Source organism: Inquilinus sp. YAF38 (assembly GCF_052113205.1).
Classification (GTDB): Bacteria; Pseudomonadota; Alphaproteobacteria; order DSM-16000; family Inquilinaceae; genus Inquilinus.
Genome location: NZ_JBFRCU010000079.1, coordinates 17,488 through 36,246 on the forward strand (window position 1 = coordinate 17,488; position 18,759 = coordinate 36,246).

At 70.0% G+C, this 18,759-nt stretch carries 18 protein-coding genes; 7 read left to right on the forward strand and 11 right to left on the reverse strand.

From position 1 onward, the window contains the following. The first annotated feature begins 43 nt into the window (after positions 1-43). The 6 genes from AB4Z01_RS27400 to AB4Z01_RS27425 all read left to right on the forward strand — a co-directional run bounded on the left by AB4Z01_RS27400 (position 44) and on the right by AB4Z01_RS27425 (position 5,653). Positions 44-835, forward strand: coding sequence for an ATP-binding cassette domain-containing protein (locus tag AB4Z01_RS27400; protein WP_441699095.1), 792 nt, complete (start codon positions 44-46; stop codon positions 833-835). A gap of 20 nt (positions 836-855) precedes the next feature. Then, positions 856-1,851 (forward strand): ABC transporter permease, encoded by a 996-nt coding sequence (locus AB4Z01_RS27405; protein ID WP_441699097.1) that lies wholly within the window; start codon positions 856-858, stop codon positions 1,849-1,851. An 8-nt stretch (positions 1,852-1,859) separates the two neighbouring features. Next, positions 1,860-2,954, forward strand: coding sequence for a phosphotriesterase family protein (locus AB4Z01_RS27410; RefSeq protein ID WP_441699098.1), 1,095 nt, complete (start codon positions 1,860-1,862; stop codon positions 2,952-2,954). Positions 2,955-2,957: 3 nt separating this feature from the next. After that, positions 2,958-3,722, forward strand: coding sequence for a glutamine amidotransferase (locus AB4Z01_RS27415; RefSeq protein WP_441699099.1), 765 nt, complete (start codon positions 2,958-2,960; stop codon positions 3,720-3,722). A gap of 174 nt (positions 3,723-3,896) precedes the next feature. Next, complete coding sequence (locus AB4Z01_RS27420; protein ID WP_441699101.1) at positions 3,897-4,817, forward strand: PfkB family carbohydrate kinase; 921 nt, start codon at positions 3,897-3,899, stop codon at positions 4,815-4,817. Then, positions 4,814-5,653 (forward strand): BtpA/SgcQ family protein, encoded by an 840-nt coding sequence (locus tag AB4Z01_RS27425; RefSeq protein ID WP_441699103.1) that lies wholly within the window; start codon positions 4,814-4,816, stop codon positions 5,651-5,653. The genes AB4Z01_RS27420 and AB4Z01_RS27425 overlap by 4 nt, the downstream gene beginning before the upstream one ends. 4 nt (positions 5,654-5,657) lie before the next feature. On the opposite strand, the gene AB4Z01_RS27430 is transcribed toward AB4Z01_RS27425, so the two are convergent. From AB4Z01_RS27430 to AB4Z01_RS27480, 11 genes are all read right to left on the reverse strand, one after another. Beyond that, positions 5,658-6,416, reverse strand: coding sequence for an SDR family NAD(P)-dependent oxidoreductase (locus tag AB4Z01_RS27430; RefSeq protein WP_441699105.1), 759 nt, complete (start codon positions 6,414-6,416; stop codon positions 5,658-5,660). Between the two features lie 37 nt (positions 6,417-6,453). Continuing rightward, positions 6,454-7,227 carry an SDR family NAD(P)-dependent oxidoreductase gene (locus tag AB4Z01_RS27435; RefSeq protein ID WP_441699107.1) on the reverse strand — a complete coding sequence of 258 codons (774 nt, stop codon included), beginning with the start codon at positions 7,225-7,227 and terminating at the stop codon, positions 6,454-6,456. After that, the gene (locus AB4Z01_RS27440; RefSeq protein ID WP_441699109.1) at positions 7,224-8,606 is read right to left on the reverse strand and encodes a glutamine synthetase family protein; all 1,383 of its coding nucleotides are present in this window, start codon (positions 8,604-8,606) and stop codon (positions 7,224-7,226) included. The genes AB4Z01_RS27435 and AB4Z01_RS27440 overlap by 4 nt, the downstream gene beginning before the upstream one ends. Next, positions 8,603-10,015 (reverse strand): transaminase, encoded by a 1,413-nt coding sequence (locus tag AB4Z01_RS27445; protein WP_441699110.1) that lies wholly within the window; start codon positions 10,013-10,015, stop codon positions 8,603-8,605. Before AB4Z01_RS27445 ends, AB4Z01_RS27440 begins: the two co-directional genes overlap by 4 nt. Positions 10,016-10,197: 182 nt before the next feature. After that, a complete protein-coding gene (locus AB4Z01_RS27450) occupies positions 10,198-10,875 on the reverse strand; it encodes a GntR family transcriptional regulator (RefSeq protein ID WP_441699111.1) in 678 nt (225 codons plus the stop codon). 26 nt (positions 10,876-10,901) lie between these two features. Next, positions 10,902-12,155 carry a M20 family metallopeptidase gene (locus AB4Z01_RS27455; protein WP_441699113.1) on the reverse strand — a complete coding sequence of 418 codons (1,254 nt, stop codon included), beginning with the start codon at positions 12,153-12,155 and terminating at the stop codon, positions 10,902-10,904. 168 nt (positions 12,156-12,323) lie between these two features. Then, a complete protein-coding gene (locus tag AB4Z01_RS27460) occupies positions 12,324-13,517 on the reverse strand; it encodes an alanine racemase (protein ID WP_441699114.1) in 1,194 nt (397 codons plus the stop codon). Positions 13,518-13,531: 14 nt separating this feature from the next. Beyond that, on the reverse strand, positions 13,532-14,302 hold the full coding sequence (locus AB4Z01_RS27465; protein ID WP_441699116.1) for an ATP-binding cassette domain-containing protein: 771 nt from the start codon (positions 14,300-14,302) through the stop codon (positions 13,532-13,534). Continuing rightward, positions 14,299-15,255 (reverse strand): ABC transporter permease, encoded by a 957-nt coding sequence (locus AB4Z01_RS27470; RefSeq protein WP_441699117.1) that lies wholly within the window; start codon positions 15,253-15,255, stop codon positions 14,299-14,301. The genes AB4Z01_RS27465 and AB4Z01_RS27470 overlap by 4 nt, the downstream gene beginning before the upstream one ends. A gap of 22 nt (positions 15,256-15,277) precedes the next feature. Then, a complete protein-coding gene (locus tag AB4Z01_RS27475) occupies positions 15,278-16,378 on the reverse strand; it encodes a substrate-binding domain-containing protein (RefSeq protein ID WP_441699118.1) in 1,101 nt (366 codons plus the stop codon). Positions 16,379-16,389: 11 nt separating this feature from the next. After that, positions 16,390-17,490 carry a substrate-binding domain-containing protein gene (locus AB4Z01_RS27480; protein ID WP_441699119.1) on the reverse strand — a complete coding sequence of 367 codons (1,101 nt, stop codon included), beginning with the start codon at positions 17,488-17,490 and terminating at the stop codon, positions 16,390-16,392. A 174-nt stretch (positions 17,491-17,664) separates the two neighbouring features. Between AB4Z01_RS27480 and AB4Z01_RS27485 the strand changes: the two genes are divergently transcribed. Further along, positions 17,665-18,759 (forward strand): ROK family transcriptional regulator (locus AB4Z01_RS27485; protein WP_441699120.1); only part of this gene is annotated, 1,095 nt, incomplete at its 3' end.

Sequence of the window (18,759 nt, forward strand, 5' to 3'; positions counted from 1 at the left end):
GAGGGGGCAGCCGCCGACGCAGCGATCCATGATGGAGGGACCGTTGGACGAACCCGTCCGCGTCCGCATGAGCGGCATCTGCAAGCGCTACGGTGCGATCCAGACGCTCACCGATGTCGACCTGACCCTTCGCCGCGGCGAGGTGCTGGGGCTGGTCGGCGACAACGGCGCCGGCAAGTCGACCCTGAGCAAGGTGCTGTCCGGCGCCGTGGTCCCCGATGCCGGCACGATCGAGATCGACGGCGCCGCGGTGCGCTTCGACAGCCCGGCCGATGCCCGAAGGCACCATGTCGAGATGGTCTACCAGGACCTGTCGCTGTGCGACACGGTCGATGTCGCCGGCAATCTGTTCCTGGGGCGCGAGCCGCGGCGCGGCGCCTTCGGCCTGTCCTTCCTCGACAAGGGGCGGATGCATGCCGAGGCGCGGACGATGCTGGACGGGCTGGGCATCCGCATCCCCAACACTTGGCTGAAGGTTGAGAACCTGTCGGGCGGCCAGCGCCAGAGCATCGCCATCGGCCGCGCCGCCTCCTTCGACCCCAAGGTGCTGATCATGGACGAGCCGACCGCGGCACTGGCCGTCGCCGAGGTCGAGGCGGTGCTGGAGCTGATCCGCACGGTCAGCGCCCGCGGCGTCAGCGTCATCCTGATCACCCACCGGCTGCAGGACTTGTTCCTGGTCTGCGACCGGATCCAGGTGATGTATGAGGGCCGCGCCATCGCCGAGCGCCAGATCGCCGAGACCAATATCGAGGAGGTCGTCGACCTGATCGTCGGCCGGAAATTCACCGCCCGCTCGGCCCGCATGGCCGCGGGGCCGGAGGCGCGGGCATGAGCGCGGCGGGGAGCACTGCGATGAGCGAGGAGCGGAGTGCGGCCAAGGCCGACCGGCCGCCGGGGCTGCGCCACCAGGTGATGGCCAATGGCGGCGTCGCCAGCATCTTCCTGTTCTTCCTGGCGGTCTGCATCCTGTTCGGCCTGGTCACGGACACCTTCCTGACCGAGGGCAACATCCTGAACATCCTGCGCCAGAGCGCGCCGCTGCTGATCGTCGCCACGGCGATGACCTTCGTCATCACCACCGGCGGCATCGACCTGTCGGTCGGCTCGATGCTCGGCCTGGTCGGGGCCCTGTCGGCGGTGCTGCTGCAGGCCGGCGTGCCCTGGCCCCTGGCGCTGGTCGGGCTGGTCCTGCTCGGCGCCGTGATCGGCGCGGTGCAGGGCTTCTTCATCGCCTATGAGGGCATCCCGGCCTTCATCGTCACCCTGGCCGGGCTCGGCATCATCCGCGGCGTCGCGCTCTTGATCACCCGGGGCTATTCGATCCCGGTCGATCCCGGCAGCGCCTTCGTCATCATCGGCCGCGGCTGGGTGGCGGGGCTGCCGCTGCCGGCGATCATCGCGGTCGCGGTGCTGGCGCTCGGCATCCTGATCTTCACCCAGACCCGGTTCGGCCGCTACGTCACCGGCATCGGCGCCAATGCCGAGGCGGTGCGTCGGGCCGGGGTGAACATCCGGCGGGTGACCATGCTGGTCTACGTCCTGTCCGGCGCCGCCGCGGCGCTGGCCGCATTGGTGATCGCGGCGCGGCTGGGCAGCGGGTCGGCCAATGCCGGGGCGGGATTCGAGCTCGACGTCATCGCCGCGGTGGTGCTGGGCGGCACCAGCCTGTTCGGCGGCCGCGGCACCATGATCGGCACCGTGCTGGGCGCCCTGACCGTGGCGGTGATCGGCAACGGCCTGATCCTGGCGCATATGTCGCCCTTTCTCACCCCCATCATCACGGGCGTGATCATCCTGATCGCGATCTGGCTCAACTTCCGGATCTTCCGGACCACGACCCGCCGCTGAGGCCCACCATGACGACCACAGAAAGCACCATCGGCGTGCGCTCCGGCCGGGTCATGACCGTGCTGGGGCCGATCCCGGTCGAGGCGATGGGGGTGACCCTGATGCACGAGCACATCCTGCTCGACACTTCCAGCTGGTGGCGCCGGCCGTGCTGCGCTAGCCACATCGCCCTGGCCGAGAAGCCGATCGACATCACCATGATCGGCGAGCTGCGGATGAACCCGTTCCTGAACCGGGACAACTGCTTCCTGCTCGACACCGACCTGGCGGTGGAGGAGCTGGGCAAGTTTGCCGAGTTGGGCGGCGCCACCRTAGTCGACCCGACCTGCCTCGGCATCGGCCGCGACCCGGAGGCGCTGCAGCGCATCAGCCGGCGCACCGGGCTGAACATTGTCATGGGCGCGGGCTACTATCTCGGCCAGTCGCATCCCGAAGAGGTGCGGACCATGGATGCCGACACCATCGCCGAGCGGATCGTGCGCGATGTCGGCGGGGCGCCGCCGCCGAAGGATGATGACGCGCCGGTGATCCCGGCCGGGCTGATCGGCGAGATCGGCATCAGCAAGGACTTCACGGCCGAGGAGGAGAAGTCGCTGCGCGGCGCCGCCCGCGCCTCGCGCCGTACCGGCGTGCCGCTGTCGATCCACCTGCCGGGGTGGGAGCGGCTGGCCCATCGAGTGCTGGACGTGATCGAGGAGGAGGGGGCGGATCTGCGGCACACCGTGCTGTGCCATATGAACCCGAGCCATGCCGACCTCACCTACCAGCGGGCGCTGGCTGACCGCGGCGCCTTCCTGGAGTACGACATGATCGGCATGGACTACTACTATGCCGACCAGAAGGCGCAGTCGCCGAGCGACGAGGAGAACGCCCGGGCGATCGTCAGCCTGATCGAGTCCGGCCATGAAGACCGGCTGCTGCTGTCGCAGGACGTGTTCCTGAAGATGATGCTGACCCGCTATGGCGGCTTCGGCTACGGCTACATCCTGAAGCATTTCGTGCCGCGGCTGCGCCGGCACGGCGTCGATCGCGCGACGATCGACCGGCTGCTGATCGACAATCCGCGGCGCGTCTTCTCCGCCGCCCACAACACCAAGGCCTAACCGATGGCGAAGCACAAGATCCTGCTGGCGGGCGAATCCTGGGTCTCGACCGCGACCCACATCAAGGGCTTCGACCAGTTCCCGACCGTGACCTACCACCAGGGCGCCGAGCCGCTCTTGGACGCGCTGAAGGACTCGCCCTTCGCCATCGACTACATGCCGGCGCATCTGGCGCAGCGCGACTTCCCGCAGTCGCTCGAGGGCCTGCAGGCCTATGACGCGGTGATCCTGTCCGACATCGGCGCCAACACGCTGCTGTTGCACCCCGACACCTGGATTCACAGCAAGCGCACGCCGAACCGGCTGAAGCTGCTGCGCGACTATGTCCGCGGCGGCGGCGGCCTGCTGATGTTCGGTGGCTATTACAGCTTCCAGGGCATCAATGGCGGCGCCCGCTTCCACAAGACCGCGGTGGAGGAGGTGCTGCCGGTGGAGATCCTGCCGGTCGACGACCGGGTCGAGGTGCCGGAGGGCTTCGACCCCAAGCTGGTCGCCGACCACCCGATCCTGGCCGGTCTGCCGGGCCCCTGGCCGGCGCTGCTGGGCTTCAACGAGGTCAAGCCGAAGCCGGGCGCCCAGGTGCTGGCCACGGTCGGGGCGGAATACGGCGACCTGCCGCTGCTGGTGGTCGGCGAATACGGGCAGGGCCGCACCTTGGCCTGGACCTCCGACATCGGCCCGCACTGGCTGCCGCCGGACTTTGCCGTCTGGGATGGCTATGGCCGCCTGTGGTCCCAGGCCCTGGCCTGGACGATCGGGAAGGGCTGAGGAGCCGCTGGTGCTTTCGGTCTTCCGCTTATTGTCATGCCCGGGCTTGACCCGGTCATCCAGGGACTCTCGATGCCGCTCTGGGTGGCCCCTGGGGTGGCCCCTGGATTGCCGGGTCAAGCCCGGCAATGACAGTGGAGGAGGGGAGCCGGCTCTGATACGCCAGACATCACCATGACCGTCCACGTCGTCGGCAACGCCTGTCTCGACACCCTCTACCGGCTGCAGCGCTTCCCGGAGCCGGGGGAGACGATGGTGGCCGACGGCATGGCAGAGGATCTGGGCGGGAAGGGGCTGAACCAGGCGGTCGCCGCGGCGCGTGCCGGCGCCCGGGTCCGGCTGCTCGCCGCGGTCGGCTCGGACCGGCCGGGCGAGGCGGTGGCGGAATGGCTGGCGGCGGAGGGCATCGACGCCGCCGGCCTGGTCCGTCTGGATTGTCCGACCGACCGGTCGATGATCCAGGTTGATGCCGCCGGCGAGAACACCATCGTCAGCGTCACCGGCTGCGCCGACCGTTTCGCCCCGCCGCAGGGCACCGATTTCGATACAGCGCTGAAGGCCGGCGACCTGCTGCTGATGCAGGGCAACCTGCGGATCGCGGCTGTGCGCGACAGCTTTACCCTGGCCCGCAAGCGCGGTGCCGGCACCGTGCTGAACCCGTCCCCGATCCGCGACTCCTACGCCGCGGTGCTGCCGCTGACCGACCTGCTGGTGGTCAACCGAGGCGAGGCCTGCCGTCTGGGCGGCGATGCTGATCCGCACCGGGCGGCGCAGGCGCTGCTGCGCCGGGGCGCGGCGATGGTCGTGGTCACCCTCGGCGCCGCCGGCGCCTCGCTGGTCACGGCGGAAGGGCGGCGGGACTTTGCCGCGCCCGCGGTGACGGCGGTCGACACCGTCGGCGCCGGCGACCTGCTGTGCGGCGTGCTGGCCGGGCTGCTCGACCTCGGCGCCGCGATCGAGACGGCGCTGCCCGCGGCTATCCATGCCGCCGCCATCGGCGTGACCCGGCCGGGCGTATTGTCTTCCTTTCCGACACGGGCGGAGATCGCAGCGATCCTGCCCGCATCCCTGGCCCGAGGAGGGGCCGAGCGATGACCGAGACCAAAGCGGTGGCCGAAACCCGTGGCCACGCCATCCGCGACATCTTCGGCCGGACCAAGGCGGTGATCGGCGTCGTCCACCTGCTGGCGCTGCCCGGCGCGCCGCAGTACCGCGGCGGTGGGGTGGACCCGATCACCGACCGGGCTATGGCGGATGCTGAGGCCTATCTGGCCGGCGGCTGCGACGGGGTGATCGTCGAGAACCACGGCGACATCCCGTTCTCCAAGCCGGACGACATCGGGCCGGAGACGGCGTCGCATATGGCGGTGATCGCCGACCGCATCCGGCAGCAGTTCGGCAAGCCGATCGGCATCAATGTGCTGGCCAATGCCGCGATCCCGGCCTTCGCCATCGCCTCGGCGGCGCAGGCGGCCTTCATCCGGGTGAACCAATGGGCCAACGCCTATGTCGCCAATGAAGGCTTCGTCGAGGGTGAGGCGGCGCGGGCGCTGCGCTACCGCGCCCGGCTGCGGGCCGACGGCATCCGCGTCTTCGCCGACGCCCATGTCAAGCACGGCGCCCATGCCATCACCGGTGACCGCCCGGTGGAGGAGTTAGTGCGCGACGTCGAGTTCTTCGACGCCGACGCGGTGATCGCCACCGGCCAGCGCACCGGCCACGCCGCCGACCTGGACTACATCCGCACCATCGCCGGCGCCACCACGCTGCCGTCGCTGGTGGGCAGCGGCGTCACGCCGGAGAACGTCAACGCCATCCTCGGCGTGGTCGACGCGGTGATCGTCGCCAGCGCGCTGAAGCGGGACGGGGTGTGGTGGAACCCGGTCGACCCGGAGCGGGTGCGCCGCTTCATCGCCGGCATCGACCGGTAGGCGCTCAGCCCAGCTTGCGTTCCTGCAGGATGTTGGCGCCGTCCACGACGAGGAGCGAGCCGTTCACATAGCTCGCTTCGGCCGAAGCCAGAAAGGCGACGGCCGCCGCCACCTCGTCGGGTGTTCCCGCCCGGCCGGGCGGCGTGTGCCGGGCCGCGATCCGCTCTTCTTCCGTCGACGCTCCGGTCTCGATCCAGCCCGGCGCGACCGCATTTGCGGTCACGCCGTAGCGGGCGACCTCGAGGGCCAGCGCGTGGGTCAGCCCCACCATCCCGGCCTTTGCCGCCGAATACGCCGCCTCCCCCGGATTGGAGACCAGGGGGCCGGTCACGGACGCGACATTGACGATGCGGCCGCCCCGTCCGCTTTCCGTCATCGCGCCCAGGAAGGCGCGCGTCACCAGGAACGCCGTCTTGAGGCTGACATCGATCCCGGCATCCCAATCGGCTTCGTCCAGTTCCAGGAACGGGCGCTGCACGGCCGGTGCGGCCACTGATCCCATGCCCGCATTGTTGACCAGGATATCGACGGCACCCACCTCCTGGCGCAGGCGTGAGACGTCGGCGGCCTTGGTCAGGTCCGCCGTGTAGGAGGTGACATCGAGACCTTCCGCCCGCAGTTCCGAGGCCCGGGCGTGAATGCGGTCGGTCGCCCCGGTGATGAAGACGGTGAGGCCCCTGTCCGCGAGCCTGCGCGCGATCGCGATGCCGATGCCGTTCCTGGCGCCGGCGCCGGTGACGAGGGCTGTGGTGAAGACGGTCATCGCATCGGCCTTCCGGATTCTCGCAGACGAACGGGCCTCAGTAGCCGGCGGTGACGCCGAAATCGATCGGCAGCGCCACCCCCGTGATCGGCGCCGCCTTGTCCTCGCACAGGAACTGCACCAGCCGGGCCACCTCCTCGGCCCGGATGAAGCGCGCCGACCGGCCCTGGGGATAGTGCTTGAGCAGATTGGCCCGATAGCCGTCCTGGTCGCCGCCGCCATAGATCTCGGCCTGCCGGTCCAGCATCGGCGTCGCCACGTCGGCCGGGCAGACGGCGTTGACCCGGACACCTTGCGGCGCCAGCTCGAGCGCCAGCGCCTTGGTCAGGAGAACGAGCCCGCCCTTCGAGGCGCAGTAGACCGCAGCGCCATTGTTGCCGACCAGACCGGCATCCGATGCGATGTTCACCACCGCGCCGCGCGACCGCACCAGATGGGGAATGGCCGCCGAGATCATGAAGAAGGCGCCCTTGAGATTGACGTCGAGGACGCGGTCCCATTCGTCTTCCGCGACCTCCGCCGAGGGTCCTTCCAGCCAGACTCCGGCGGCGTTGACCAGCACGTCGATGCCCTCGCCCCACGCCGCGGCCCGCTCGACCGCGCGGCGGCATTGCTCGACCGATCGGATGTCGAGCTCGATCACGATGCCGTCGGCCTTGATCTCCGCCAGCACGGCCGCGGCCGCCAGGGTGCGATCCCCCGGCAGGTCGGCGACGGTGATCCTGTCGCCCGCGGCGGCGAAGGCCCTGGCGATCTCGATCCCCATGCCGCCGGCCCCGCCGACGACAACGACGTGGCGGCCTGCCGTCATATGACGCCTCCATAATAGGCGAACTCTTCCGCGGTCACCTCGGCGGCGAAGCGGACATATTCGGCCCGCTTGAGCGCGACGAAGACGGCGGCGAGCCGCTCGCCCAGCGCGTCCTTGATGAAGTCGGACCCGGCGGCCCGCTCGATCGCCGATCGCCAGTCGGGCGGCAGGGCGCCATCGTCGCCGCTGCTGTAGGAGGACGCTTCCGCATCCGGCTGAAGCTGGTTCCGGATGCCGTGGCGGATGCCGGCGAGAACCGTCGCCGCCACCAGGTAGGGGTTGGCGTCGACGCTGGGCGAGCGATGCTCGAAATGCCGGTTCGCCGGGCTGCCGGCGGGCACCCTGATCGCGACGCTGCGGTTGTTGCGTCCCCAGGTCGGGGCGGTCGGGGCGTAGCTGTTGCGGGCAAACCGGCGCCAGGAGTTGAGGTTGGGCGCGAACACCAGCATGGACTCCGCCATGGTCTGCTGCACGCCGGCGATCGCCTGCCGCAGCAGCGGCGCCAAGTCATCGCCCGCGTCGGCGAACAGGTTGCGGCCCGACGGGTCCGCCAGGCTGGCGTGCAGATGCATGCCGGAGCCGGCGCGATCGGTGAAGGGCTTGGCCATGAAATTCGCCCGCATGCCGTGGCGCAGGGCCAGGCCACGGACCAGACGCTTGAGCATCACCAGGTCATCGGCCGCGCGCAGGCCGTCGTCGCGATGGCGCAGGGTCAGCTCATACTGGCCGGGCGCGTATTCCGAGATCAGCGTCTCCACCGGCAGCTTCTGCGCCGCGGCGCAGTCGTAGAGCGCTTCGGTGAAGGGTGTGAGCTGGTCGAGCGCGTCCACGCTGTAGACCTGGTTTCCGCGCGGATGCTCCCCGGTCAAAGGCATCCGCGCGGCCCGCGGCTTGCCGAGTGCGTCGGGTTCGGCGTCGAGGAGATAGAACTCCAGCTCGAATGCCAGGACGGGGGACAGGCCCATCGATCGGCACCGCTCGATCTGGCCCGCCAGAGCGTGGCGTGGGTCGGCCGCCATCGGCGAGCCGTCGAGCTCGTACAGGCTGACCCGCACTGCGCCGCGCCGGGGCGAGGTCCAGGGCAGCTCCACCAGGGACCCCGGAATGGGCCAGGCCGAGCGGTCGGCGTCGCCGTCATCCCACACCAGCCCGGTCTCCTCGACGTCGGCGCCCGAAATGTCGAGCCCCAGGATCGACCCCGGCAGGTGGCGGCCCGAGCGGAAGAGCGGCAGGAGCTCGTGCCGCCGGATGATCTTGCCGCGCGCCACGCCATTGGCGTCGATCAGCACGAGGTCGAACGCCGCGATGTCCGCATGCCTCGCCAGGAAGGCCTCGGCTTCCTCGATCGGCGCGGCGCCGATGGGCCGGGCACCGCTCACTTGGCCACCGCCGCGGCCGTCAATCGCGACAGGACCTGCCCGAAGCCGGCGACCAGCCCCGCCACCTGCGGTTCGGAGGTCGTCGGCGCCACCAGGACCATGTTGTGGAACGGGGTCAGAAGATAGCCGCGGTTGAGCAGGGCGAGATGAAGCGCCTTCTGCACCACTGGAATGGCCGCGGCGCGAGCTTCGGCCGCGTTCCTGACGAGGCTGGGCGCAAACACGACCTCCAGCCTGGCGCCGACGCGGCTGACATGCCAGGGCAGCCCGGCGTTTTCGATCGCGGCGGAGAACCCCGCTTCGACCTGGTCGGCGAGCCTGTTCATGGTCTCATAGGCCGCGCCGGTCATGACCGTTTCCAGGCATGCCCGCAGGCACGCCAGCTGCAGCGCGCTGCCTGACAGCGTCGTGCCGATGCCGGAGTGGCCGATGCCGCTCTTGGCGGCCCGGACTGCGTCAAGCCGGCCCGCGATCGCCTCGGTCATCCCCCAGACCGCCACGGGCACGCCGCCGCCCACGGGTTTGCCGAGCACGAAGATATCGGGCTCGAGCCCATGGGTCTTGGTGTAGCCGCCGAGCCCGGTCGAGATCGTGTGCGTCTCGTCGATGTGCAGCAGCGTCCCGTGGGCCCGGGTCAGCTCGCGCAGCGCCTGGTGGAACCCGGCCTGCGGCAGGATCATGCCGCAATTGGTCATCACCGGCTCGGCGACGACGCTCGCGATCTCACCCGTCGCCAGCGCGGCTTCGAGGGCGGGCAGGTCGTTGAACGGAATGCAGACCGTGGTCTCGGCCAGGTCGACCGTCTGGCCCAGCAGATTCTCCCGGCCGACCGTCTGCCCGTCCGCGAGGTCCACCAGCGTCTCGTCGGCCGCGCCATGGTAGCAGCCGTCGAACACCAGGATCTTGCTCCGGCCGGTGACGGCGCGCGCGACCCGGAAGGCGAAGCGGTTGGCGTCGCTGGCCGTGGCCGTCACCTGCCACCGCGACAGGCCGAATATCTGCGACAGCAAGCGCCCGACCACGTCGACATCGCCGGAGGGCAGCATGGTGGTGAGGCCGATCTCGGCCGTCCGCGCCAGCGCTTCGACAATGGCCTTCGGCCCATGCCCGAACATGGCGCCGGTGTCGCCGAGGCAGAAGTCGACGGCAGCGTTGCCGTCGATGTCGGTCACGTCGCTGCCCTTGGCGGTGGCCAGCACCATCGGGAACGGCATCGGCCAGTCACGCATCCAATGCAGCGGCACCTGGTTGAGGAAGCCGGATGACGTGTCGTCGAACACGGCCTTGCTGCGGGGGCGCCGGTCGACGAAGGTCGTGGTCTGTTCGGCGAGGATCCGGTGGGCGGCGGCGGATATCGCAGCGACGCTCCCGCGAGCGCCGTGCTGCGGGCTGGACTGGCTATCGAGCACTCTGGATCCCCTTGTCATCTAATTGTGATCACAATGTCCTTGAGGGATGGTCGCTGTCAACCTTGGGTCGAGGTCATTTCGCTATGGTTTAGCCGGCAGTGTTGCCATTCCGACATCGTAAACTGCCCTGTTTGTCGACGGCATCGCTGAAAATGTGATCACAAATCGAGAAATCGCCGATCTCAGTGATGGTAATTCAGGGTCTGCCGCAGCAAGTGCATGGCATCCAGGATATCAGCCCGGATCGCGACTTCGAGGGCATCCTCGTCGCGTCGCCTGATAGCCTCGAGCGCCATCTTGTGCTTGTCCACGATCCTCGGGGTCTCGCTCATGTCGTACACGCTGCGCATGAACGGGCCGAACTGCATCCAGACACTTTCGAGCAGCGGCACGAAGACCTGCGAGCCGCCGGCGCGGTAGAGCTCGAAGTGAAACCGGTAGTTCTCCATCATATAGGCGTCGGCGTTGCCCGAGCCGTAGTTCGAATTCATGCTGGCGTCGGACGCCTCCATCCTGGCGAGCCGGTCCGCGTCGACATGGGGAAGCGCCCAGCGGGCACAGGGCGGTTCGAGCTGGAGCCGGGCCTGCATCAGCTCCTCGAACCGCTGCCGTGTCAGATCCGGCACGCTGACACGCCCGTTGCGCCTGACCTCGAGCGCTCGTTCGCCGGCGAGCCGATTGATGGCTTCGCGCACCGGCATCAGCCCGACGTCGAGGCTGGCCGCGAGGCCGCGCAGGCTGACGCCGGTGCCGGGCTTGAAACGGCCGGCGATGAGCTGCTCGCGGAGTGTCTGGTAGACCTGCTGCTGCTGCGTCGCGAGATCCCGCATAGGCCATGCACCGTCGATGTTCAGGTCCACGCCTACAACACTCGGTGGATGCCGGGCTAGCGCGCCGTGCCGCAATACCGGGCCATGAACAGGGCGAAGGCCTCGACCCCGGCCAGGTACCCGGCCACCGGCACCCGCTCCTGGAAGGTGTGGCAGTTCGAGATGTCGCCCGGGGCGCAATAGACCGTCGGGATGCCCAGCTGGTTGGCGGTGAAGGAACCCTCGGACCAGAACGGCGCCCCCTCGATCGCGCCGCGGTCCGGCATCGCCGCCCGCACCGACTCCTGCAGCAGCGCCACCGGCGCCGCCGTCGGGTCGGTCTCGAAGGGCATGCCGCCCACCGCATGGTCGCGGCCGGCCGGGAAGGCGATCTCGACCGTCACCTCGGGGTCGGTGACGGCGCCGCGGATCACCGCCTCCAGCTCGTCCCGCGCCCGGCCCAGATCCTCGCCCGGCCGCAGCTTGCGGATCAGGCTCAGGCTGCACCGCTCCGGCACCGCGATGTAGCCGCCGGCCTCGATCCCGGTGACCAGCAGGAAGCCGCGCCCGACCAGCTCGTGCTCGCCGCGGCCCTCGAGGTCGGCCGAATGGCGCCACAAGGCGGACAGGATGGCATGGCCGGCCTTCAGCGCGTCGACGCCCTGCTCCGGCATGCCGAAATAGGCGGACCGGCCGGTGACCGCGATCTCGGCGATGAAGAAGCCGATCTGGGCCGGGAACACGGCCAGCCTGGTCGGCTCGACATAGATCGCGAAATCGGCGTTCGGGATCTCGCCGCGCTGGATCTTCGGCACCACTGCCTTGATCCCGGCCGAGACGCCCGTGCCTGGCTCACCGCTCTCCTCATCGGCGATGAAGACGAAGACGATGTCGCCGTCCAGGGCGCAGCCGGCGCGATCCAGCGTGGCCAGCGCCGACAGGCCGGTGCAGATCCCCGCCTTCAGGTCGCCCGAGCCGCGGCCCCAGACCTCGCCGTCGACGATCGCGGCGGAGAACGGATCTTCGCGGACGTCGCCGGCCCAGTGCTCCTCCCAGCCGCGGACATGCACGGTGTCGAGATGGCCGAGAACCATCAGCCGCGGGCCGGCGCCCTTGCCCTTGCGCACGCCCCAGACCACCGGACGGCCGGGCAGGCAGTCCTCGACCGTCACGCCCTCGCAGCCCTGGCGCCGCAGCTCGTCCGCCACCAGCGCGCCGAACGCCGCCTCGGTGCCGGTGACGCTGGGGGTGCGGATGGCCCGCTGCAGCAGGCCGACCGCCGCGTCGGCGTCGATCGCGGCGCGGATGCGGGTGTGGAGATCGTCGGTCATGGATGGAGCCTCACGCTGCATCTCTCTCGTTGTCATCCTCGGGCTTGACCCGAGGATCCAGGGGCGGCCAGAGCAGCTCTTCGTGGCCCCTGGATTGCCGTCCTCGGGCTTGACCCGGGGACCCGCCCGGCAATGACAGAAGAAGGGGCAGCCCATCCCCACACCGCATCATGTGAAGGCCGCCTCTCGGCCCTCGGGGGTCCAGATGCCGCGGACCTTCGGGGCTCCGCTGTGGATGCCCTCGACCGGCACGATATACGCCCGGCGGACGAAGGCCTGGGCGCGGAAGCCGTAGATCACGGAGTCGCCGACCCGGACATTCTGGCCCGTCTCGGGATGCAGCTTGCCGTAATAGTCGATCATCGCCGGCGCCGGGATGGTCGCCGGCACCGCCTGGCGCAGCGCCGCATCGGCGTCGCCGCCGACCAGCGCCTTGACCGGGTACTCCTTGAACACCGGGTCGACATAGAGGCCGCCGCCGAAGCAGAAGGGCGTGCCCTGGTGGATGTGCGAGATCTCGCTGAGATACAGCATCGCCGGGTTCTCCGGCAGGTCGCGGATGGCGTGCAGCGGCGTGGTGCCGGTCAGAGCGTGGCCGGGCTCGACCTGGGTGGCGCCGGCCTCGGCCAGCACCTGCATCACCGCGGCGGAGTTGGTGCCGGGGGTGTTGACGACGAGGTCCTTGCGGCCGGTCGCCGCCAGCCGCCGGGCCGTCGCCTCCAGCGTGCGCAGGTTCAGGGTCGGGGTGACCGCGCCGGTGGCCTCGTCGAACAGCAGGGCCGGGAAGCTGGTGATGCCGGCGAAGCGGCCGCCCGGACGCTCGTCCAGCAGGTCGGCCACGCGCTCGATCTCCTCCGCCGCGAAGCCGCCCTCATGGCCATCATAGAAGCGGTCGCCCTGGGCGAAGATGCGGGCGACCAGGCCCTGCACATGGCCGATCGAAGCGGCGGCGTCGGCCGCCTCCGCCGCCTTCTCGGGGTTGAACACGGTCCAGATCTCCGGCCGCATCCGGGCGCCCTCGCGCGCCTCGCCGCGCGGCACCTGCGACAGGTGGCCGAGATGGCCGAGCCTATGGCCGGCGCGATGGATCGGCCGGGCGCAGGCCATGTCGACGGCGACGAAGCGGTCGATGCCGCCGGCCCGGATGGCGTCCAGCGCCGGCGGGTTGCGGCCAAACTGCTTGGTCATGGCGTAGACGGTCAGGCCCAGCCCCTTGGCGGTCGCCGCCAGCGCCGCCGCATTGGCGCGCATGGTATCGAGGTCCAGCAGGTAGGAATTGGCCGGCACCGCGCCGGACTGGTGCAGCGTCACCGCGGCCTCGATGAAGGCGCGGTTCTTGGCGATCAGGGCGTTGAGAAACATCGGCGGGGTCCCGGTCAGGCGGCGGCGCGGACGGCGCCGGTGATGAGGTCGACGAGGTCGCGGGCGGTGACGTCGGGGATGCGGACATCCCCGGCCTTGCGGCCGTGGCGCAGCACCACGGCGCGGTCGCAGGTCTCGATCACATGCTGCATGTTGTGGCTGATCAGCAGCACGGCGACGCCCTGCGATTTCAGCGTCAGGATCAGCTCGTTGACATGCTTGGACTGTTCGACGCCCAGCGCGGCGGTCGGCTCGTCCAGGATGACGATGTGCTTGCCCCAGCCGACGGCGCGGCCGATGGCGACGGCCTGGCGCTGGCCGCCGGACAGCCGCTCGATCGGCACGCCGGACGGCGGCACGCGGACCTTCAGCTGCTCCAGGATCCGCGTCGACTCGGCCGCCATCGCCCGCTTGTCGAGCCAGCCCAGCGTGCGCAGTAGCGGGTTCGGGTGGAGGATCTCGCGGTGCAGGAACAAGTTGGCGGCGACATCCAGCTTGCCGACCAGGGCCAGGCCCTGATGCACCGTCTCGATGCCGCAGTCGCGGGCGTCCTGCGGCGTGGCGATCTGCACCTCGCGGCCATCGACCCGGATGGTGCCGGCGGTGGCGCGGTACAGGCCGCTTATGCAGCGGGTCAGCGTGGTCTTGCCGGCGCCGTTGTCGCCCAGCAGGGCCAGCACCTCGCCGCGCCGGACCGACAGGTCGACTCCGGACAGCGCCTCGACCGGGCCGAAATGCTTCGACAGGCCTTGGACCTCGAGCACCGGGATGTCATCGGCGGTCATTGCCGGGTCTCCCGCAGGCTGATGGCGACGGCCAGGATCAGGATCACGCCGCGCGCGATCATCTGGTCGGACACGCTGAACCCCATCAGGATCAGCCCGTTGTTGAGCACGCCCAGCAGCCAGGACCCGACCACGGCGCCGATCACCGAGCCCTTGCCGCCGAACAGGCTGGTGCCGCCGATCACCACCGCGGCGATCACGGTCAGCACATCGGTCTCGCCCAGCGTGTAGCGGGCGCCGTGCAGTCGGCCGGCGTAGAGCATCCCGGCCAGGGCCGCGGCCATGCCGGTGACGACGAAGACGCCGATCGTCACCCGCATCGTGCTGATGCCGGCGGCCCGCGCCGCCTGGACCTCGCCGCCGGTGGCCAGCACCCGGCGGCCATAGGCGGTGTTGTTCAGCGCCAGGTGGCCGATCACCAGCGCCGCCAGGGTCCAGACGAACAGCACCGAGACCGGGCCGATGTCGCCGGAGCCGAAGACGAAGGTGTAGGGCTCGCTGGTGATCGGCACCGATTCCAGATTGGTCAGCACCCGCGCCAGGCCGGTGATGATGCCCATGGTACCGAGCGTGACCAGCAGCGCCGGGATGCGCAGCGTCACCGTCAGGAGGCCGTTGACCAGCCCGACCAGCGCGCCGGTCAAGAGCCCGGCGGGGATCGCCAGGGCCAGCCCGGCCTCGCGCATCACCACGGCGGTGACCAGCGCGGCCAGGGCCACGGTGGCGCCGACCGACAGGTCGATCTGCCCGGCGCACAGGGCGAAGGTCATGCCCACCGCCATGATCGTCACCGGCGTGGTCTGCCGGATGATCGTCATCATGTTCCCGGGCGTCAGGAAGCCCCGGTCGGACAGGGCGATGGCGAAGAAGGCGAGGATCGCCACAAAGCCGATATAGACGACGAAGGCGCTGAGCTGCCCGCCCCGGAACAGCCTGGCGACGGCGGTGGACATGGGAACTCCTGTGCTCCGCGGATTACGGCAACGCGGCCTTGACGGTGTCGGGCAGCGGCTTGTGCAGCGACTGCTCCCAGGCGGCGGCGAGATTGGACTTCGTCGCCTTGACCAGCCCGACGGTGGAGAAGGGCGGCGCCGCCTTGCCCAGCAGGCCGTAGGCGGCCAGCGTCGCCATCGCTTGGCCGACCTCGTACGGCATGTCGGCGACGGTGCCGACCACCGACCCGCCCTTGGCCATGTCGAGCGCGTTGTTGGCGCCGAGGTCGTGGGTGACGATCTTCACATCGGTGCGGCCCGCGGCCCGCAGCGCCTCGACCACGCCTTCGGCCGCGACATCCCAGGCGACGTAGATGCCCTTGATCTCCGGGTGCTGCTGCAGCATCGCCGAGGCGATGTCGAAGGTCTGCGGCTCGGCCGTGAAGCCCTTGGCGTTGACGATCACCAGGCCGGGATACTCCTTCTCCAGCACCGCGCGGAAGGCGCCGTCGCGGTTGTTGGTCACGAAGAACTCGGCGTCGTGATAGATGAAGCCGACCGCGCCCTGGCCGCCCAGTGCATCGGCCATCAGTTCCGCCGCGGCGCGGCCCATGCCGATATGGTCGCCGGTGACGATGCCGACATAGTCCTTGCCGGCGACGAAGCCCTGGGCGCCGTTGTCGGCCAGCACCAGCTTGACCCCGGCCGCATTGGCGCGGCGGAAGGCCTCGGCGCCCGCCACCGGGTCGACGATCAGGGTCAGGATCGCGCTCGGCTTCAGCGCCAGCGCGGTCTCCACGTCATTGGTCTGCTTCGCCGGGTCGAACTGCGCATCGGCGCGGGCGACCACGGCGATGCCGAGCTCCTTCAGCCGGTCCTCGGCCCCGGCGGAGAGGGCGTTGTACCATTCGCCCGACCCGGCCCACAGCAGGGCCGCGCTGTAATGGCCGGCCTGGATCTTGGCGACCTCATCCGGCGTCAGGCTGATCTGGTCGGCCGGGGTCGCCGGCTCGCCGTTCGGGCTGGTCTCGGGCTTGCCCAGGTCGAAGCTGCTGGGCGTGTCGTAGAAGGGCTTCTGCGCCGCGGCCGGAACCGCAGCCAGGGCGACGGCGGCCAGCACGGCCGCGGCGAGGGTGCGTCTCATGGCGTTCCCCCTCACTTCAGCGCGTCGGCGACGGCGTCGGGCAGCGGCCGGTGCAGCGACCCTTCCCAGCCCTGCGCCAGGTTGGCCTTGGTCACGGCGACCAGGCCGACGGTGTTGAAGGCGGGCGCCGGTTTCTTCAGCAGGCCATAGCCGGCCAGGGTCGCCATCGCCCGGCCGATCTCATAGGGCTGGTCGGCGACGGTGCCGTACATCGACCCGCCCTTGGCCATGTCCAGCCCGTTGGTGGCGCCGAGGTCGTGGGTCACCACCTTCACATCAGTGCGGCCGGCGGCGCGCAGCGCCTCGACCACGCCCTCTGCTGCCACGTCCCAGGCGACGTAGATGCCCTTGATCTCCGGATGCTGCTGGATCATCGCCGAGGCCAGGTCGAAGGTCTGCGGCTCGGCCGTGAAGCCCTTGGCGTCGACGATCACCAGCCCGGGATACTTCTGCTCCAGCGTCGCCCGGAAGGCGTTGTCGCGGCCATTGGTGATGAAGTATTTGGCGTCGTGATAGATGAAGCCGACCGCGCCCTTGCCGCCCAGCGCGTCGTTCATCAGCCCGGCCGCGGCCGTGCCCATCCCGGCGATGTCGTCGGTGACGATGCCGACATAGTCCTTGCCCGCCGTGAAGCCCTGCACCGGATTGCTCAACAGCACGGTGGTGACGCCCTTGGCCACCGCCGGCTTCAGCGCCGCGGCGCCCTGCACCGGGTCCAGGATCAGGGTCAGGATCACGTCGGGCTGCAGCGCCATCGCGGTCTCGATGTCGTTGGCCTGCTTCGCCGGGTCGTATTGCGCATCGGCGGTGGCGACGACCTCGATCCCCAACTCGGCGAAGCGCGCCTTGGCGCCGGCGGTGACGGCGTTCACCCAGTCGCCGCCGCCATGCCACAGCAGCGCCGCCTTGTGCCCGCCGGCTTTCAGCGTGCCGATCTCGGCGTCGCTCAGGCTCAGATCCTTGGCCGGTGACGGCGCGCTGCCGTCCGGGCCGGGCAGGGGTGCCGACAGGTCCAGCGCCAGCTTGTCCTTGTAGAAGGGTTCTTCCGCCAAGCCTGCGGCGGCGGGGGCGAAGGCGGCCAGCAGCGCCGCCAAGGCCAGGGTGCGTCTCATCGTGCTCTCCCTGTTTCTTGTCCCGGTCTCGACCGCCGTGGCGCCCGGAAAGGGGCCCTGTGATCCGATCGGGTCGCCCCAACAATGCGCGATCAAGACAGGGTCGTCAATTAGGCTATCAATTTGACTTATAAATTTTCCAAGCCTAATTTCGGCGTGCAAGAGGGGAACACGATGCTGCTGAAGGCGACCAATATCGAGCAGGCCAAGCTGATCAACCTGTGGGTCGTATTCGATGCGGTGCGCCTGCACGGGCCGTTGTCCCGGGCCGACATCGCCCGGCTGACCGGCCTGTCGAAGCAGACCGTCTCCAACCTCGCCGACGAGCTGTACGAGGCCGGGCTGCTGCGGCCGGAAGGGCGCAAGGTCGCCGGCGTCGGCAAGCCATCGATCCAGCTGGCGATCAACTCGGAGGGCGGCTGCACCATCGGCCTGCAGCTCGACCGCGGCCAGGTGGTGGCGGTGGTCGCCGACCTGGCCGGCCAGGTGCGCCGGCGGGCGGTGCAGCCGATCGACACGTCCGGCCCGGATCAGGCGGTGCCGCGGCTGAAGCAGCAGATCGACGCCATCATTGCCGAGTCCGGCATCGCCCGCGACCGGCTGCTGGGCGTCGGGCTGGTGATGCCGGGGCCGTTCGAGGTCGAAGGGCTGGGGCCGACCAGCCTGCCCGGCTGGGACGGGCTGGCCATCGCCGCCGATCTGGAGGCCGCGATCGGCCTGCCGGTGTCGCTCGAGAACGACGCCACCGCCGCCGCCAGCGCCGAATGGCTGTACGGCGCGGCGCGGTCGCTCTCGACCTTCGTCTATGTCTTCTTCGGCATCGGCCTCGGCGCCGGCATGATGATCGACGGCCGGCCGTTCTCCGGCGCCGCCGGCAACGCCGGCGAGTTCGGCCATGTCATCGTGCATCCCGGCGGCCTGCCGTGCGAGTGCGGCAACCGCGGCTGCCTCGAGGCCTATCTGTCGCTCAACGCCGCCTTCCGCGACCTGGCGGCGCAGGGGCTGTCGCTGCATTCGATCGAGGCGTTCGAGCGCGAGATCGGGCCGGACGATCCGCGCCTCGACGGCTGGCTCGACGCCGCCATCGAGCCGTTCCGGATCGGCCTCAACATGCTGGAGAACATCTTCGATCCGGAGGCGATCCTGCTCGGCGGCGACGCGCCGGACTGGCTGCTGGAGCGGCTGGCCGAGCGGGTGCAGCCGCTGTACCGCTCGCTCGGCTCGGGCCGGCGCCGGCGCTGGCCGCGGCTGATGCGGGCGACGCTGGGC

Coding starts and splice junctions, on each gene's coding strand:
- AB4Z01_RS27455 (WP_441699113.1), bottom strand. CDS start 12,155: ATGACCGACGATCTCCACACCCGCATCCGCGCCGCGATCGACGCCGAC.
- AB4Z01_RS27425 (WP_441699103.1), top strand. CDS start 4,814: ATGACCGAGACCAAAGCGGTGGCCGAAACCCGTGGCCACGCCATCCGC.
- AB4Z01_RS27405 (WP_441699097.1), top strand. CDS start 856: ATGAGCGAGGAGCGGAGTGCGGCCAAGGCCGACCGGCCGCCGGGGCTG.
- AB4Z01_RS27480 (WP_441699119.1), bottom strand. CDS start 17,490: ATGAGACGCACCCTGGCCTTGGCGGCGCTGCTGGCCGCCTTCGCCCCC.
- AB4Z01_RS27420 (WP_441699101.1), top strand. CDS start 3,897: ATGACCGTCCACGTCGTCGGCAACGCCTGTCTCGACACCCTCTACCGG.
- AB4Z01_RS27415 (WP_441699099.1), top strand. CDS start 2,958: ATGGCGAAGCACAAGATCCTGCTGGCGGGCGAATCCTGGGTCTCGACC.
- AB4Z01_RS27460 (WP_441699114.1), bottom strand. CDS start 13,517: ATGTTTCTCAACGCCCTGATCGCCAAGAACCGCGCCTTCATCGAGGCC.
- AB4Z01_RS27465 (WP_441699116.1), bottom strand. CDS start 14,302: ATGACCGCCGATGACATCCCGGTGCTCGAGGTCCAAGGCCTGTCGAAG.
- AB4Z01_RS27435 (WP_441699107.1), bottom strand. CDS start 7,227: ATGACGGCAGGCCGCCACGTCGTTGTCGTCGGCGGGGCCGGCGGCATG.
- AB4Z01_RS27470 (WP_441699117.1), bottom strand. CDS start 15,255: ATGTCCACCGCCGTCGCCAGGCTGTTCCGGGGCGGGCAGCTCAGCGCC.
- AB4Z01_RS27430 (WP_441699105.1), bottom strand. CDS start 6,416: ATGACCGTCTTCACCACAGCCCTCGTCACCGGCGCCGGCGCCAGGAAC.
- AB4Z01_RS27475 (WP_441699118.1), bottom strand. CDS start 16,378: ATGAGACGCACCCTCGCCGCGGCCGTGCTGGCCGCCGTCGCCCTGGCT.